Source organism: Streptomyces liangshanensis, from assembly GCF_011694815.1.
GTDB lineage: Bacteria > Actinomycetota > Actinomycetes > Streptomycetales > Streptomycetaceae > Streptomyces > Streptomyces liangshanensis.
Map to the genome: position 1 here is coordinate 3,844,998 of NZ_CP050177.1, position 12,915 is coordinate 3,857,912.

Annotated in this window: 9 protein-coding genes; 6 read left to right on the forward strand and 3 right to left on the reverse strand. The window is 73.7% G+C overall.

Annotated features, from left to right (window positions below; all coding sequences use genetic code 11):
* Positions 1-56 precede the first annotated feature (56 nt).
* Both HA039_RS16570 and HA039_RS16575 read left to right on the forward strand, forming a co-directional pair.
* Positions 57-353, forward strand: a complete 297-nt coding sequence (locus HA039_RS16570; RefSeq protein ID WP_167030154.1) for a DUF2630 family protein — start codon at positions 57-59, stop codon at positions 351-353.
* 56 nt (positions 354-409) lie between these two features.
* The gene (locus HA039_RS16575) at positions 410-2,506 is read left to right on the forward strand and encodes an FUSC family protein (protein WP_167030157.1); all 2,097 of its coding nucleotides are present in this window, start codon (positions 410-412) and stop codon (positions 2,504-2,506) included.
* On the opposite strand, the gene HA039_RS16580 is transcribed toward HA039_RS16575, so the two are convergent.
* Together HA039_RS16580 and HA039_RS16585 are read right to left on the reverse strand one after the other, a co-directional pair.
* Positions 2,499-2,951, reverse strand: a complete 453-nt coding sequence (locus tag HA039_RS16580; protein WP_167030160.1) for an ATP-binding protein — start codon at positions 2,949-2,951, stop codon at positions 2,499-2,501. The two genes, HA039_RS16575 and HA039_RS16580, sit on opposite strands and share 8 nt — an antisense overlap.
* A 258-nt stretch (positions 2,952-3,209) precedes the next feature.
* Positions 3,210-3,629: an RNA-binding S4 domain-containing protein gene (locus HA039_RS16585; RefSeq protein WP_167030163.1), complete on the reverse strand. Its 420-nt coding sequence runs from the start codon at positions 3,627-3,629 to the stop codon at positions 3,210-3,212.
* A gap of 218 nt (positions 3,630-3,847) precedes the next feature.
* Between HA039_RS16585 and HA039_RS16590 the strand changes: the two genes are divergently transcribed.
* Entirely contained in the window at positions 3,848-5,368 is a 1,521-nt protein-coding gene (locus HA039_RS16590; RefSeq protein ID WP_167030166.1) for an APC family permease, read from the forward strand.
* 19 nt (positions 5,369-5,387) lie between these two features.
* Complete coding sequence (locus HA039_RS16595) at positions 5,388-6,398, forward strand: hypothetical protein (protein ID WP_243869509.1); 1,011 nt, start codon at positions 5,388-5,390, stop codon at positions 6,396-6,398.
* An 89-nt stretch (positions 6,399-6,487) separates the two neighbouring features.
* Here the strand turns inward: HA039_RS16595 and HA039_RS16600 are convergent, their stop codons facing one another.
* Complete coding sequence (locus tag HA039_RS16600) at positions 6,488-8,557, reverse strand: PhoX family protein (RefSeq protein ID WP_167030169.1); 2,070 nt, start codon at positions 8,555-8,557, stop codon at positions 6,488-6,490.
* 494 nt (positions 8,558-9,051) lie between these two features.
* On the opposite strand from HA039_RS16600, the gene HA039_RS16605 reads away from it, so the two are divergent.
* Together HA039_RS16605 and metG are read left to right on the forward strand one after the other, a co-directional pair.
* Complete coding sequence (locus HA039_RS16605; protein WP_167030172.1) at positions 9,052-11,097, forward strand: VWA domain-containing protein; 2,046 nt, start codon at positions 9,052-9,054, stop codon at positions 11,095-11,097.
* Between the two features lie 120 nt (positions 11,098-11,217).
* Positions 11,218-12,840 (forward strand): methionine--tRNA ligase, encoded by a 1,623-nt coding sequence (metG, locus tag HA039_RS16610; RefSeq protein WP_167030176.1) that lies wholly within the window; start codon positions 11,218-11,220, stop codon positions 12,838-12,840.
* The last annotated feature ends 75 nt before the right edge of the window (positions 12,841-12,915 follow it).

The window sequence follows — 12,915 nt, forward strand, 5'->3', positions numbered from 1 at the left end:
GATTGCGAGGATCGAAGCCGGGAAGCCGGTCCGGCGGAAGAGCAGAGGGAGTGGTCATGAGCACCCCGCGGAGCAACGACAACAGCGGCGAGACCAGCGGCGACAAGAGCGGCGACAACCAGATCTTCCGGAACATCAACGAGCTGGTGGCGGAGGAACGCGCGCTGCGCGACCGCTCGACCGACCACCTGGGCCTCGGCGCCGAGGACCGCGAGCGGCTCCGCTCGGTCGAGGTCCAGCTCGACCAGTGCTGGGACCTGCTGCGCCAGCGCCGCGCCAAGTCGGAGTACGGCGAGAACCCGGACGACGCGGCGGTGCGGCCGGCGAGCGAGGTGGAGGGGTACCAGGGGTAGGCGTGCGGGGGCAGGGCGTCCCCGGACCCGCGCGGCGATAGGCGAAGCTGTCCGCCATGGGAGAGAACCCGAAGTCCCGGCGCCCGTCGCGGCACCCGTCCCCGCGCCCGTCGCCACGGCCGTCCCGCCACCCCGGTGCCGTCGCCCGGCGCCGGGCCGCCGCCGCGGCGGCGCGCCTCTCCCCGCCCGCCTGGCTGCTCGACAACCTGCGCCCCCAGCCCGCCCCGATCCGCTGGCCCGCGGTCGCCCGCGCGTCCGTCGCCCTCGCCGCGCCCCTGGCGGTCGGCTTCGCCACGGACCAGCACGCGTACGGCGCGCTCTTCGCGCTCGGCGCCCTGAACGGCATCCTCAGCGACACCGCCGACGCGTACCGCATGCGGGTCCTGCACGTGGCGGTCCCGCAGGTCTTCGCCGCGATCGGCGTCACGCTCGGCACGCTCGTCTTCGGGCAGGAGTGGGCGGCGGTCGGCGTCCTGGCCCTCGTCGCGCTCGTCTCGGGCATGATCTCGTCGATCGGCGCGGTGGCCTCGTTCGGCGGGCTGCTCCTCCTGCTCAACGCGGTCGTCGGGGCCGGGCTGCCGCTGCCCGAGCCGTGGTGGAAGGCGCCGCTGCTGATCGCGCTCGGCGGGCTGTTCGTCCTGCTGCTCTCGCTGCTGGCATGGCCGTTCCGGGCCGGCGTACCGGAGCGCGCGGCCGTGGCGCGGACGTACCGCGCCACCGCCGACCTGCTGGAGGCCTCCGCCGCGCCGGACAGCGAGTTCGACCGCCGCCGCCGGGCCGTCACCCTCGCCCTGAACCACGCGTACGACATGCTGCTCGCCCGCCGCGCCTCCGACCACGGGTGGCGCGCACCGCTCGTACGGCTGCTGGCGCAGCTCAACGTGATCATCCCGCTGGTCGAGGCGGCCTCCCTGCGCGACCGGCGACCGTCGCCCGAGGTGACGGCCGCCCTGCGGCACCTGGCGGACGTCGTCGCCGAAGGCCGTACCGGCGAAGGCGAACCGGACCTGCCGCCGCCGCGTACCGCGTCCGACCGGGCCGTCGACACCGCGCTGCGGTACGTGGCGTCGGTGGTGGGCGAGGCGGACGTCGACCCGACGCACCTGAACGACCGGCTGGGCCGCCCCGCCGCACTCTCCGTCCGCGTCCGCCGCGCGACCCGCGACGTCCTCCTCTCCGAGGCGTCCTGGCGGTACGGGCTGCGCCTCGCGCTCTGCATCGGCCTGGCGCAGACGCTGGTGGCGGTGATCCCGGTGCAGCGGTCCTACTGGGTCGCGCTGACCGTCACCTTCGTGCTGAAGCCCGACTTCGGTTCGGTCTTCTCGCGGGCGGTGCTGCGCGCGCTGGGGACGGCGGTGGGGCTGGTCGTGGCGGGGGTGGTGCTGGCGGAGGTCCCGGTCGGCTGGTGGGACGTCCTGGTCGTCGCGCTGCTGGCGCCGATCATCCCGGCGGTGTCTGCGAAGGGGTACGCGTTCCAGACGGCGGCCATCACGCCCGTGATCCTGCTGATCTCCGACGTCCTCAACCACGAGGGTTTCGACCTCGTGGCGCCCCGGCTGGTGGACAGTCTGATCGGGTGCGCGATCGCACTGGTCGCGGGGTACCTGCTGTGGCCGGAGAGCTGGCACACCCGCGTCGGCCACCGGCTGGCGGACGCGGTGGAGGAGACGGCGGAGTACGTGAGACGCGCGTTCGGCGCGGGGGGCGCTGGGGGCGCGGGCGGCGCGGGTGGCGCGGCTGAGGTGACGGCGGCCGCCGACCAGGCGGAGGTGGAGCGGACGCGTCGGCGTATCTACCGCGACCTGTCGACCGTGCGCACGGAGTTCCAGCGCGCGCTGACCGAACCGCCGCCCATCGGCAGGCGCGCGGCGGCCTGGTGGCCGCTGGTCGTCGCGACGGAGCGGATCGTCGACGCGACGACAGCGGCGCGGGTGCGCGTCTCGTACGGCGCCCCCGCGCCGGCCCCGGCGGAGACGGCGGATATCGCGGACCAGTTGACGGACATGGCGGAGCGCCTGCGGTCGAGCGAGGTGCTGGTGGAGGTACGGGGGGAGTCCGGCGACGGCGCCGAGGAGGGGAGTGTGCTGGCGGCGCTGCGGCAGGAACTGCGGGCGGCGAAGGCGATCGCGTCGCCGGGGGCGCGGGTCATGTGAGGGGCGCGTCGCCCTTGTCCTGAGGCTCGTCCGTGACCTTCAGGGAGACCCACACGCACTTGCCGGGGCCTCGGCGGGGAGCCACCCCCCAGTCGTCGGCCAGCGCGGCGACGAGCGCGAGGCCTCTTCCGCACTCGTCGTCCAGGTCGGGTTCCGCGGTACGGGGGCGGGGAAGCCGGTCGCCGGCGTCCTCGACCTCCAGCCGGAGCAGGCCCTCCGCGCGGTGGAGGGTGACGGCGATCTGCCGCCCGGGCGGGCTGCCGTGGCGCAGGGCGTTGGTGACGAGCTCGGAGAGGAGGAGCGCGGCGACGGCGGCGGTGTCTCCGGTGAGCCCCGCACATGCCCGCAACGCGTCCCGCGCCCGCGGGACGCTGCGGGGGTGGCGCGGGAAGCGGAAGGTGAGGGAGTGGTCGTCGGTGGGGTGGGGGGTGCCGTCGAGGTTCATGAAGGGGACCTTCCCTTCGGCGACGGGTTTTACTTTCCGTCCAACAAGGGTGACTTTGAGTGACGTCCGGTGCGCGGGCGCGGCTTACCGATGTCCTCAATCGCCGGACGGGCTTGATTTGTCTTGCCCCCGGCGACAACCTGCGGATGGGATCCGGCCGCAGCGGCATCATCAAGCCCGTCCGGCGATTGAGGACGTCTTTGAGCCGCGCGCACAACCAAGCCCGTCCGGCGATTGAGGACACCCTGCGGGAGGGGGTCAGTGGCCCTGGAGGCGGGTCAGGTCTCGGCGTTCTCGTTTGGTGGGGCGGCCCGCGCCGCGGTCGCGGGTCGCGATCGGGGCCGTGAACTCCTTCGGGGGCGGCGGCGGACTGTTGTCCACGAAGCACTGCACCGCCACCGGCGCCCCCACCCGCTTCCGCACCACGCGCGACACCACCACCACCCGGTCCCGCCCCGCGAAGCGGAGCCGTACCTCGTCGCCCTGCTTCACCGCGTGCGCCGGCTTCACGCGCTCGCCGTTCACGCGGACGTGGCCCGCCCGGCACGCCGCCGCGGCCTGGGAGCGGGTCTTGGTGAGCCGTACCGACCAGATCCAGGTGTCCGCCCGCGCCGAGCCCTCGCCGCCCGCGCCCCCCACGAACCCCGCGCCGTCCGGTCCCTCAGCCTCAGAAGCCATACCCCAAGGGTAGCGAGACCAGGACCATCCCCCCATCCGTGGCACCTCACCGCGCACTCGCGACTACGATGCGCTCCACCTTCCTTTTTCGCGGCCGGACCGACCCGCCGAAAAAGATCTGTTTCTGACATGCCGACACATGTCGTGCCACAGAAGGACGCGCAGGACACGGGGGTCTCCCACCGCGGCACGACGCACTCCCGGAAGCAGTGAACGCCATGCGCAGCAACTCCGGCAGAGGGCTCCAGCCCAATGTCCTCGGTACGTTCGACACCATCGTGATGGCCGTCGCGGGCAGCGCGCCCGCCTACTCGCTCGCCGCCACCACCGCCGTCCTCGTCGCCTCCGTCGGACTCGCCGCGCCCGCCGCGCTCCTGTACTGCGCGATACCCATGCTCGGCATCGTCCTCGCGTACGGCCGCCTCGGCCGGCTCGACGCCAACGCGGGCGCCGCGTACTCCTGGGTCGGCCGCACCCTCCACCCCGCGCTCGGCTTCCTCTCCGGCTGGGCGCTCGTCGTGTCCGCCACGATCTTCATGGTGGCCGGTTCGCTGCCCGCCGGCGCGATGACGCTGGCGCTCTTCGACACCGGCCTCGCCACGAACACGGGCCTCGCGCTGCTGGTCGGCGGCGGCTGGTTCCTGATCATGCTGCTGGTGGTGCTGGGCGGCGCCCGGCTCACCGTACGGGCCCAGCTCCTGCTGTCCGGGGTGGAGCTGACCCTGCTCCTGCTGTTCGTCCTGGCCGCCCTCGCCCACCACGGCTCCGCCGTCGCCTTCGACTGGTCCTGGCTGGGCTTCGGCCACTTCGACGGCGCCTCCGGCTTCGCCTCGGGCGCGCTCGTCGCCGCCTTCTACTACTGGGGCTGGGACGTCACCAGCAACCTCAGCGAGGAGACCCGCAACAGCCGCAGGACCGCCGGGCTCGCCGCCCTCGTCGGCATGGGCGTCGTCTTCCTGCTCTTCGAGGCGTTCACGATCGCCGTCAACGTCATCCTCACCGAGGACCAGATCATGGCGGGCAGCGCCAACGTCCTCGGCATCCTCGGCGAGGCCATCTGGCCGGGCATCGGCGGCAAGCTGCTGATCGTGGCCGTGATGCTGTCCACCGTCGCGACGCTGGAGACGACCCTCATCCAGGTCACCCGCTCGCTGTTCGCGATGGGCCGCGACCGTACGATGCCGTCCGCGCTCGGCCGGGTCCACCGCAGGTGGAACACCCCCTGGGTGGCCATCGCCGCCGTCGGGACGGTGGCGTTCGGGCTGCTCGCGGCGGCGAGCGCGCTGGGGTCGGTCACCGAGATCCTCTCCGACGCCGTCACCGCCATCTCGCTCCAGATCGCCGTCTACTACGGCCTGGCGGGGATCGCGGCGGTCGTCGCGTACCGCAAGGTGATGTTCCGCTCCGCCGGCGACTTCTTCCTCGGCGTGCTGTGGCCGCTGTTCGGCGCGCTCTTCATGTTCTGGATCTTCTACGAGTCGCTGGGCGAGTTGACCGCGACCGCGATCGCCATCGGGGTCGGCGGGCTCGCCGCGGGCCTGGTGCCGATGTTCTGGTACTGGCACAAGGGCAGTTCGTACTACCGGCCCGCGAAGCTGGACGCGGCGGCGCGGATGCCCGACGACCACCACGATCCGTACACCTCGTACGCGCCGTACGCGCCGTACGCGCCCTACTCCGACGCCGCCACCGCCGACCGGTCCGACCGGACCGGCGAGTCCCTGTCGACCGACTTCTGACGGGGACGGGGCTGCTGCCATGGCGGAACGCCGTCACCGCGCCCCCGGGGGCCGCGCCGCGGGCAAGGGCCGTGCGGCGGGAAGGCCGGGCGCGCCCGACTTCGACCCGGACTTCGGCGACCTGCCGCTCACCGAGGCGCGCCAGGACATCGTCATCGGGCGCTGGCAGGGGGTACGCGACCTCCTGCGCGCCACGGGCACCGACTGGCCGCGCCGGACGCACCGCCTGCGGATCCTGTCCCACGCGGCGGCCGGCAGCTCGGCCGTGGAGACCTGGCGGGCGGCGGAGCCCGGGAGCCCGGACGCGGCGGTGCTGCGGGCGGCGACCGAGGTGGTACGGGTCTTCAACCACGCGATCGCGGCGGGCCGCGGCGTCGGGATCGACCAGGCGCGGCTGGACGGGGCGGTCACGACCTGCCTGGACGCGGCCGACGCCAGCCCGGCCGACCCGATGCCCTGGGTCTCGCTGCTGACGGTCGCCCGGCTGTACGAGGGCGGGATCACGCAGGGCGAACTGCGGCGCTGGTGGGACGAGATGCGGCGGCGCGACCCGTACAACATGGAGGGTCATGTGCAGCTGCTGCGGTACTTCTCCGCGCGGTGGCACGGCACGCACGGCCGGATGTACGACTTCGCGCGCGACGCGGCGGGCGCGGCGCCGCCGGGGTCCTCGCTGTCGGTGCTGGTGCAGATCGCGCGGGTGGAGGAGTTCCGCCACGTGGCGGAGGCGGCGCGGGGGCGGCGGCCGGTGCGGGACTTCGGCCAGCACTGGCACCACGAGCTGGCGGTGACCGAGGTGCGCAGGACCTTCGAGCGGTGGATCGGCGGGCGGGCGGCGGGGCCTGTGGTGCCGGAGGAGGTGGGGGAGCTGAACTACCTGACGCACGCGGCGTGTTACGCGGGCCTGGACGGCGAGGCGCGGGCGCTGTTCGCGCTGCTGGGCTCGCGGGCGGCGCGGGTGCCGTGGTCGTACACGGGGGACGCGGCGGAACAGTTCACGGCGTTCAGGGCGGCGCGGCTGGAGGGCTGAGCTACGGGGAGCGGGTGCTCGCCCGTGAGTCCGGGGTGGCGCCGGTCCGAGTCGGCGCCACCCCGGGGCGGTCAGGCGGGTCCCGCGGCTCAGACGCCGATGTCGCGGCCGTCCTTGCGCCACACGGCGACCACCGAGGGACGGACGATCCTGCCCGGTCCGTCCGGCCACGCGCTCGCGGGCTTCTCGACGGTCGCGCCGTCGATCTCGCCCGGGTGCTGCACGGCGACCAGGACGCGGCGGTCCTGGACGATCGGCCCGCACGTCTCGGCGCCGTTCGGCATGGTCAGGAACTGCTTCAGCTCACCGCGCCGTTCGCCCTGCGTCGCGACGCCGAACAGGCCGTCGTGCGTGCCGAGCGCGTTGCCGTCCGTCGAGATCCACAGGTTGCCGTGCGGGTCGAACGCGACGTTGTCGGGGCAGGAGATCGGGCTGACCTTGTCCTTGGGGAAGCCCGCGAAGTACGTCGCCGGGTCCTTCGGGTCGCCCGCGACCAGGAAGAGCCGCCACGCGAAGCCGTCGCCCGCCGGGTCGTCCCAGTTCTCCGCCAGCTCCAGGATCTGGCCGTGCTTGTTGGCGTTGCGGGGGTTGGCCTCGTCGGCGCCCGCCTTGCCCGCCTTGCCGCGGTCGGTGTTGTTGGTCAGCGCGATGTAGACGCGGCCGGTGCGCGGCGACGGCTCGACGTCCTCGGGGCGGTCCATCTTGGTGGCGCCGACCTTGTCGCCCGCGAGGCGCGTGAAGACGTACACCTCCTCGGCGGTCATGCCGGGGACGTGCGAGACGTCGCCGGTGGCGAGGGGGATCCACACGCCGGAGCCGTCGAACTCGCCGTCCGCGGGGAGCTTGCCCGTACCGTCGAACTCGCCCGCCGGGGAGTCGCCGGTGAGCTTGGCGACGTACAGCGTGCCCTCGTCCAGGAGCGTCAGGTTGTACGCGTGGTCGGCGCGGCTGCCGCCCTTGCGCATGCGCTTGGAGGAGACGAACTTGTAGAAGTAGTCGAAGCGTTCGTCGTCGCCCATGTAGACGACGGGGCGGCCGTCGGCCGTCAGGCGCGGCTGCGCGGCCTCGTGCTTGAAGCGGCCGAGCGCGGTGCGCTTGCGCGGGGTGGACTCCGGGTCGTACGGGTCCAGCTCGACGACCCAGCCGAAGCGGTGCGGCTCGTTGGGCTCCTGCTTGACGTCGAAGCGCTTGTCGAACAGCTCCCACTTGCGCTCGGTGGCGCCGGTGCCGATGCCGTACCGCAGGTCGGTGGTGCTGGAGGCGTTGGCGAAGTACTGGTTGAAGTTCTCCTCGCCGTGCAGCGTGGTGCCCCACGGGGTGGTGCCGCCGGCGCAGTTGTTGAGCGTGCCGAGGACCTTGGTGCCCGTGCGGTCCGCGGAGGTACGGAGCAGGGCGCTGCCCGCGGCCGGTCCGGTGAGGCGGAACTCGCTGGTCGCGGTGAGGCGGCGGTTGAGCTGGTGGCGGGTGACGGCGGTGAGCTTGCCGCTGCCGCGGTCCTCCTCGACCACGACGACGGACAGGCCGTGCGCGGCCCAGGCGATCTCGACCTGCTCGCGGGTGGGGGCGGCGGCGCTGTAGCCCTTGAACATCAGGATCTCGTCGGTGTACTCGTGGTTGGCCACGAGGACCTGGCGGCCGCGCTCGCTCTTGAGCGGGAGCAGGCTGAGGAAGTCGTTGTTGTAGCCGAACTGGCCGGCCTGGGCCTTCGCCGTCTGCCTGTCGGGGTCGAAGGCGGGGGCGCCGCGCAGGATGGGCTCGCCCCAGCGGATGACGACGTGCTGGCTGTAGCCGGCGGGGACGGTGACCTGGTCGGCGACGTTGGGCGCGACCGGGGTGAACCGGAGGCCGCGCGCGCCGTCGGGGGCCGGGGTGTGGCCGTGTCCCTTGCCGCCGGTGCCGCCGGTGGCGACGGCGGCGGAGGCCGGGACGTCACCGGGGCCGGCGGCGAGGGCGGTGCCCGTGGCGGCGGCGACGGTCACGACGGCGGCGGCGCGCACGAGGGAACGTCTCGACAGCGCACCGGCGATGACGTCGCCGAGGTACTCGTTGTCGCTCTTGTTGGGGACCTCGTGGAAGCAGGCGTCGCCGCAGCGGTAGCGGCAGGTGAGGGCGGAGCGCCCGCCCGGGTGTGAGCTGAGCATCGGCAGGAATGTGCGCACGTGTACCCCTCCGGTGGTGCATTCTCCGGCGCCCCCGCGGCGCCGGCATGACCGACACCACCGACAGGTTGTCGGGATGTCCCGACGCCCGACGCTAGGGGCGGCGGCCAGCAGGGTGGAGGCGGGGCGGTAAAGGGGAGATGAACGAGGGGCGTACGGGTGGCCATGGCGGACCCATGGGGGTGCCACGGGTGTGTCATGGGGGGTGCGTGGGGTCGGCGGGGGCTCGGGGGGCGCGGGAGGCGTGGGGGTCCGGGGGCCGTGGGGCGTGGGGTCGTGCGGGGTACGGGGGCGTCGGTCGGCCTCGTACGGTCGGCGCGGGGTCGCGTCACGGGGTCGCGTCGCGCGCCATCGCCCGCCGACGTGCGCCCGACGCCCGGCCGCCCCTGCCGAAGATCGCCGGGCGTGGCCGTTAACCTTACGTATCCGCCCTGGCCAGGGATGCCGCTTTCCCGGGGGCGGCACGCACCCAACTCATGTGAAAGGCCTCGCTCATGGGCATTCGGAGCTTGCTGCGCAAAGTGTTCGGACGCGACCGTGCGGAGGAGCGCGAGGAGTCGCCGGCGGCGTCCGTCCCGCCCCAGGCCGACCGTACGGAAGCGGTGTCCGCGCCGGAGCCCGTGACCGCGTCGGTGGCGGCCCAGGCCTCGACGGCGGTGCCCTCGCCCGCGCGCTCGGCGCAGTCGCCGGAGGACGCGGCGGCGGAACTGGTGGCGGCGGCGTTCGACAACCCCCGTCCCCCGAAGCCGGAACGAACCGTCCCGCCCCAGGCGACGCGCCCCCAGGAAGCCCAGCCCACCCCGACCGTCCCGGCCCAGAAGTCGGCGCAACAGCCCACCGAGGCGGCAGCGGAGCCGGTCACGCCGAGCGACGACGCCCCCGTGGCGGACGCGCCGGTGGCCGAGGCGCCGAACGACGGCGATCAGGTGGCCGAGCCGGTCGCGCCGGTCGCCGAGGCCGAGTCGGCGCCGCTGGCCGAGGGCGTCGCCCCGGCGGCCGACACCGAGGCGGCGACCCCGAGTTCGGTCGCCCCGGAGGACGCCAAGAGCCCCGCCGAGGCGGAGGCCGCGACCCCGGACCCCGACAACCTCGCCGCCGAAGCGGTCCCGGCGGAGCCCGAGGCCGTAACGACGCCCGAGGCCAAGGCCGCTGACGAACCGACCCCGGCCACGGACCAGGACGTCGAGACCCCCGGCCCCCAGCCCGAGCCCGAGCCGGCCGCCCCGGCGGCCGACACGACGGACGACGCGCCCGTCGCGAGCGAGCTGCTCGCCCCGGCGGCCGACGTGCCCGCAGACACCCCCGCCGACGCGGTCGCGGCAACCGGCACCACCGAGCTCTCGGCCGTCCCGGACGCCAACGCCGAGCCCGTCGTATCAACGGCCGACACCGCGACGCCCCCCGTCACCACCCCGGCGGACAACCCCGCCGACCCGGTCGCCGCCACCGACACCACCACGGCCCCCGAGCAGACGACCGACCCCGCCACCGAGGCTGTCACCGAGACCGACGTCCCGGTCGCCGAGCCCCTCGACACCACCGCAACCCCTGAGCCGACGCCCGAGGCCGAAGCCACCCCCGTCGCCGACAGCAACACCGCCACGGCCCCCGCCGAAGCCATCGCCCCCGCCCCGGACAGCGAACCCGCAGACGCCACACCTCACACCGCTGACACCACCCCCGAGCCCGCAGCCCCGGCCGCCAAGGCGGACACCCCCGCCGAGGCCGTCGCCGCCGGCACCACCGAGGTCACGCCCGCCGTGGACAGCGAGCCCGCAGACGCCGCAAACGAGCCGGTCGCCGCACCCCACACCGCTGAGGCCACCCCCGCCAAGGCGGACTCCCCGGTCACCGCGACGCCCGCCGTCGCCACCCCCGCCAAGGCAGACTCCCCGGTCACCGCGACGCCCGCCGTCGCCACCCCCCACCACGCCGCCGCCGGCGACGCGCTTCGGGAGCGGGGGCTGGTGGGCGCGCGGGCCGTCGTGTATCTCGTGCTCGACCGGTCCGGGTCGATGCGGCCGTTCTACAAGGACGGCAGCGCCCAGCACCTCGGCGAGCAGACCCTCGCCCTCGCCGCCCACCTCGGCGACGCGGACGTCACCGTCCACACCGTCTTCTTCTCCACCGACATCGACGGCACCGCCGACCTCACCCCCGCCTCGTACGAGAACGTCGTGAACGAGACCCACGCGAGCCTCGGACGCCTCGGCCGTACCAGCTACCACCGCGCCGTCGAAGAGGTCGTCGCGCACTACGAGGCGTCCGGCACGAAGGACCCCGCCCTCGTCGTGTTCCAGACCGACGGCGCCCCCGACGCCAAGCAGCCCGCCCGCCAGGCGCTCGTGGACGCGGCCGGCAAGCCCCTGTACTGGGCGTTCGTCGCCTTCGGGGAGCACGACTCCAAGGCGTTCGACTTCCTGCGCAAGCTGGGGCTCGACAACGTCGGGTTCACCCACGCGGGCCCCACCCCCCGCGAGGTCCCGGACGCCGACCTCTACCGCGACCTCCTCGCCGGCTGGAAGCCCTCGCAGCCGTAACCCGGAGCCCACGGAAAGCACAGCACCACCTCCCGGCCCCCGGCCACGCGTCCCCGCGCGTGGCCGGGGGCCGTTTCACGAACGCGTGCCCGCCACCGGCCGCCCGATACCATTTCGGACATGGCGGTCACCGGTTCCGAAGAGCAGGAAGAGCACGAAGAGCGGAGTGGGAAGGCGTTCTACGTCACCACCCCCATCTACTACGTCAACGACGCTCCTCACCTGGGCCACGCCTACACCACCGTCGCGGGGGACGTGCTCACCCGCTGGCACCGCCAGCGCGGCGAGAAGGTGTGGTTCCTCACCGGCACGGACGAGCACGGCCAGAAGATCATGCGCACCGCGGAGGCGAACGGCGTCACCCCGCAGGCCTGGTGCGACCAGCTCGTCGAGGAGGCCTGGAAGCCCCTCTGGGAGCACCTCGGCATCGCGAACGACGACTTCATCCGTACGACGGAGAAGCGGCACACGGACCGGGTCCGGGAGTTCGTGCAGGACCTGTACGACAAGGACGAGATCTACAAGGGCGGCTACGAGGGCCCGTACTGCGTGAGCTGCGAGGAGTACAAGCTCCCCGGCGACCTGATCGAGGGCGACGCCGGCGTCCTGCTGTGCGCCATCCACAAGACCCCGGTGGAGATGCTCAAGGAGGAGAACTACTTCTTCAAGCTCAGCGCCTGGGGCCCGAAGCTCCTCGCCCACTACGAGGCCAACCCCGGCTTCGTCCAGCCGGAGTCCGCCCGCAACGAGGTCGTGAACTTCGTCCGGCAGGGCCTCCAGGACCTCTCGATCTCCCGCTCGACCTTCGACTGGGGCGTCCCGGTGCCGTGGGACGAGAAGCACGTCATCTACGTGTGGATCGACGCGCTGCTGAACTACGCGACGGCCGTCGGGTACGGCGCCGACCAGGACAGGTTCGACTCCACCTTCCCCGCCGACGTCCACCTCGTCGGCAAGGACATCCTGCGCTTCCACGCGATCATCTGGCCCGCGATGCTGATGGCGCAGGGCCTGCCCGTGCCCGGGAAGATCGCCGCCAACGGATGGCTGATGGTCGGCGGCGAGAAGATGTCGAAGTCGAACCTGACCGGCATCAAGCCGCAGGACCTCACGTCGCACTTCGGCGTGGACGCCTACCGCTGGTACTTCCTGCGGGCGGTGGCCTTCGGCCAGGACGGCTCGTTCTCCTGGGAGGACTTCGGCGCCCGCTACACGTCCGAGCTGGCAAACGACTACGGCAACCTCGCGTCGCGCGTGGCCGCGATGGTCGGCAGGTACTTCGGCGGCGCGCTGCCGGAGGCCACCGCGGCGGGCGACGCCGAGCGGGCCGTACGGGACGGGCTGGCCGGGGCGGTCGCCGCGGCGGACCGCAGGATCGGCGACGAGCTGGACTTCGCGGGCGGTATCGCCGCGGTCTTCGACTTCGTCCGGCAGGTCAACGGCTATCTGACCGAGCAGGAGCCCTGGAAGGTCGCCAAGGACACGTCGGAGGCCGGGCGGGCCCGTCTGGCGACGATCCTGTACACGGCCGCCGAGGCGCTGCGCGGGATCGCCGTCCTGCTCCACCCGGTGATGCCGGACTCCTCGCGGAAGCTGTGGGAGTCGCTCGGCGCGGCGGAGTCGCTGGGCGCGCTCGCGGACCAGCGGGTCCGGGACGCGGCGGACTGGGGGCGCCTCGCGGCCGGCACGACGGTGACGAAGGGCGCGCCCCTGTTCCCCCGCCTGGAGGAAAAGCCCGCGTAGACGCGCGGGGGGCGAGGCGCTGCGCGCGCGTAGGCGCGAGGCCCGGCGCGGCGTCCCGCGCCCGTCGCGCCCGGC

Bases quoted from the DNA above. Each gene is read 5' to 3' on its own strand.
- HA039_RS16570 (WP_167030154.1), top strand. From the start codon at position 57: ATGAGCACCCCGCGGAGCAACGACAACAGCGGCGAGACCAGCGGCGAC.
- HA039_RS16575 (WP_167030157.1), top strand. From the start codon at position 410: ATGGGAGAGAACCCGAAGTCCCGGCGCCCGTCGCGGCACCCGTCCCCG.
- HA039_RS16580 (WP_167030160.1), bottom strand. From the start codon at position 2,951: ATGAACCTCGACGGCACCCCCCACCCCACCGACGACCACTCCCTCACC.
- HA039_RS16585 (WP_167030163.1), bottom strand. From the start codon at position 3,629: ATGGCTTCTGAGGCTGAGGGACCGGACGGCGCGGGGTTCGTGGGGGGC.
- HA039_RS16590 (WP_167030166.1), top strand. From the start codon at position 3,848: ATGCGCAGCAACTCCGGCAGAGGGCTCCAGCCCAATGTCCTCGGTACG.
- HA039_RS16595 (WP_243869509.1), top strand. From the start codon at position 5,388: ATGGCGGAACGCCGTCACCGCGCCCCCGGGGGCCGCGCCGCGGGCAAG.
- HA039_RS16605 (WP_167030172.1), top strand. From the start codon at position 9,052: ATGGGCATTCGGAGCTTGCTGCGCAAAGTGTTCGGACGCGACCGTGCG.
- metG (WP_167030176.1), top strand. From the start codon at position 11,218: ATGGCGGTCACCGGTTCCGAAGAGCAGGAAGAGCACGAAGAGCGGAGT.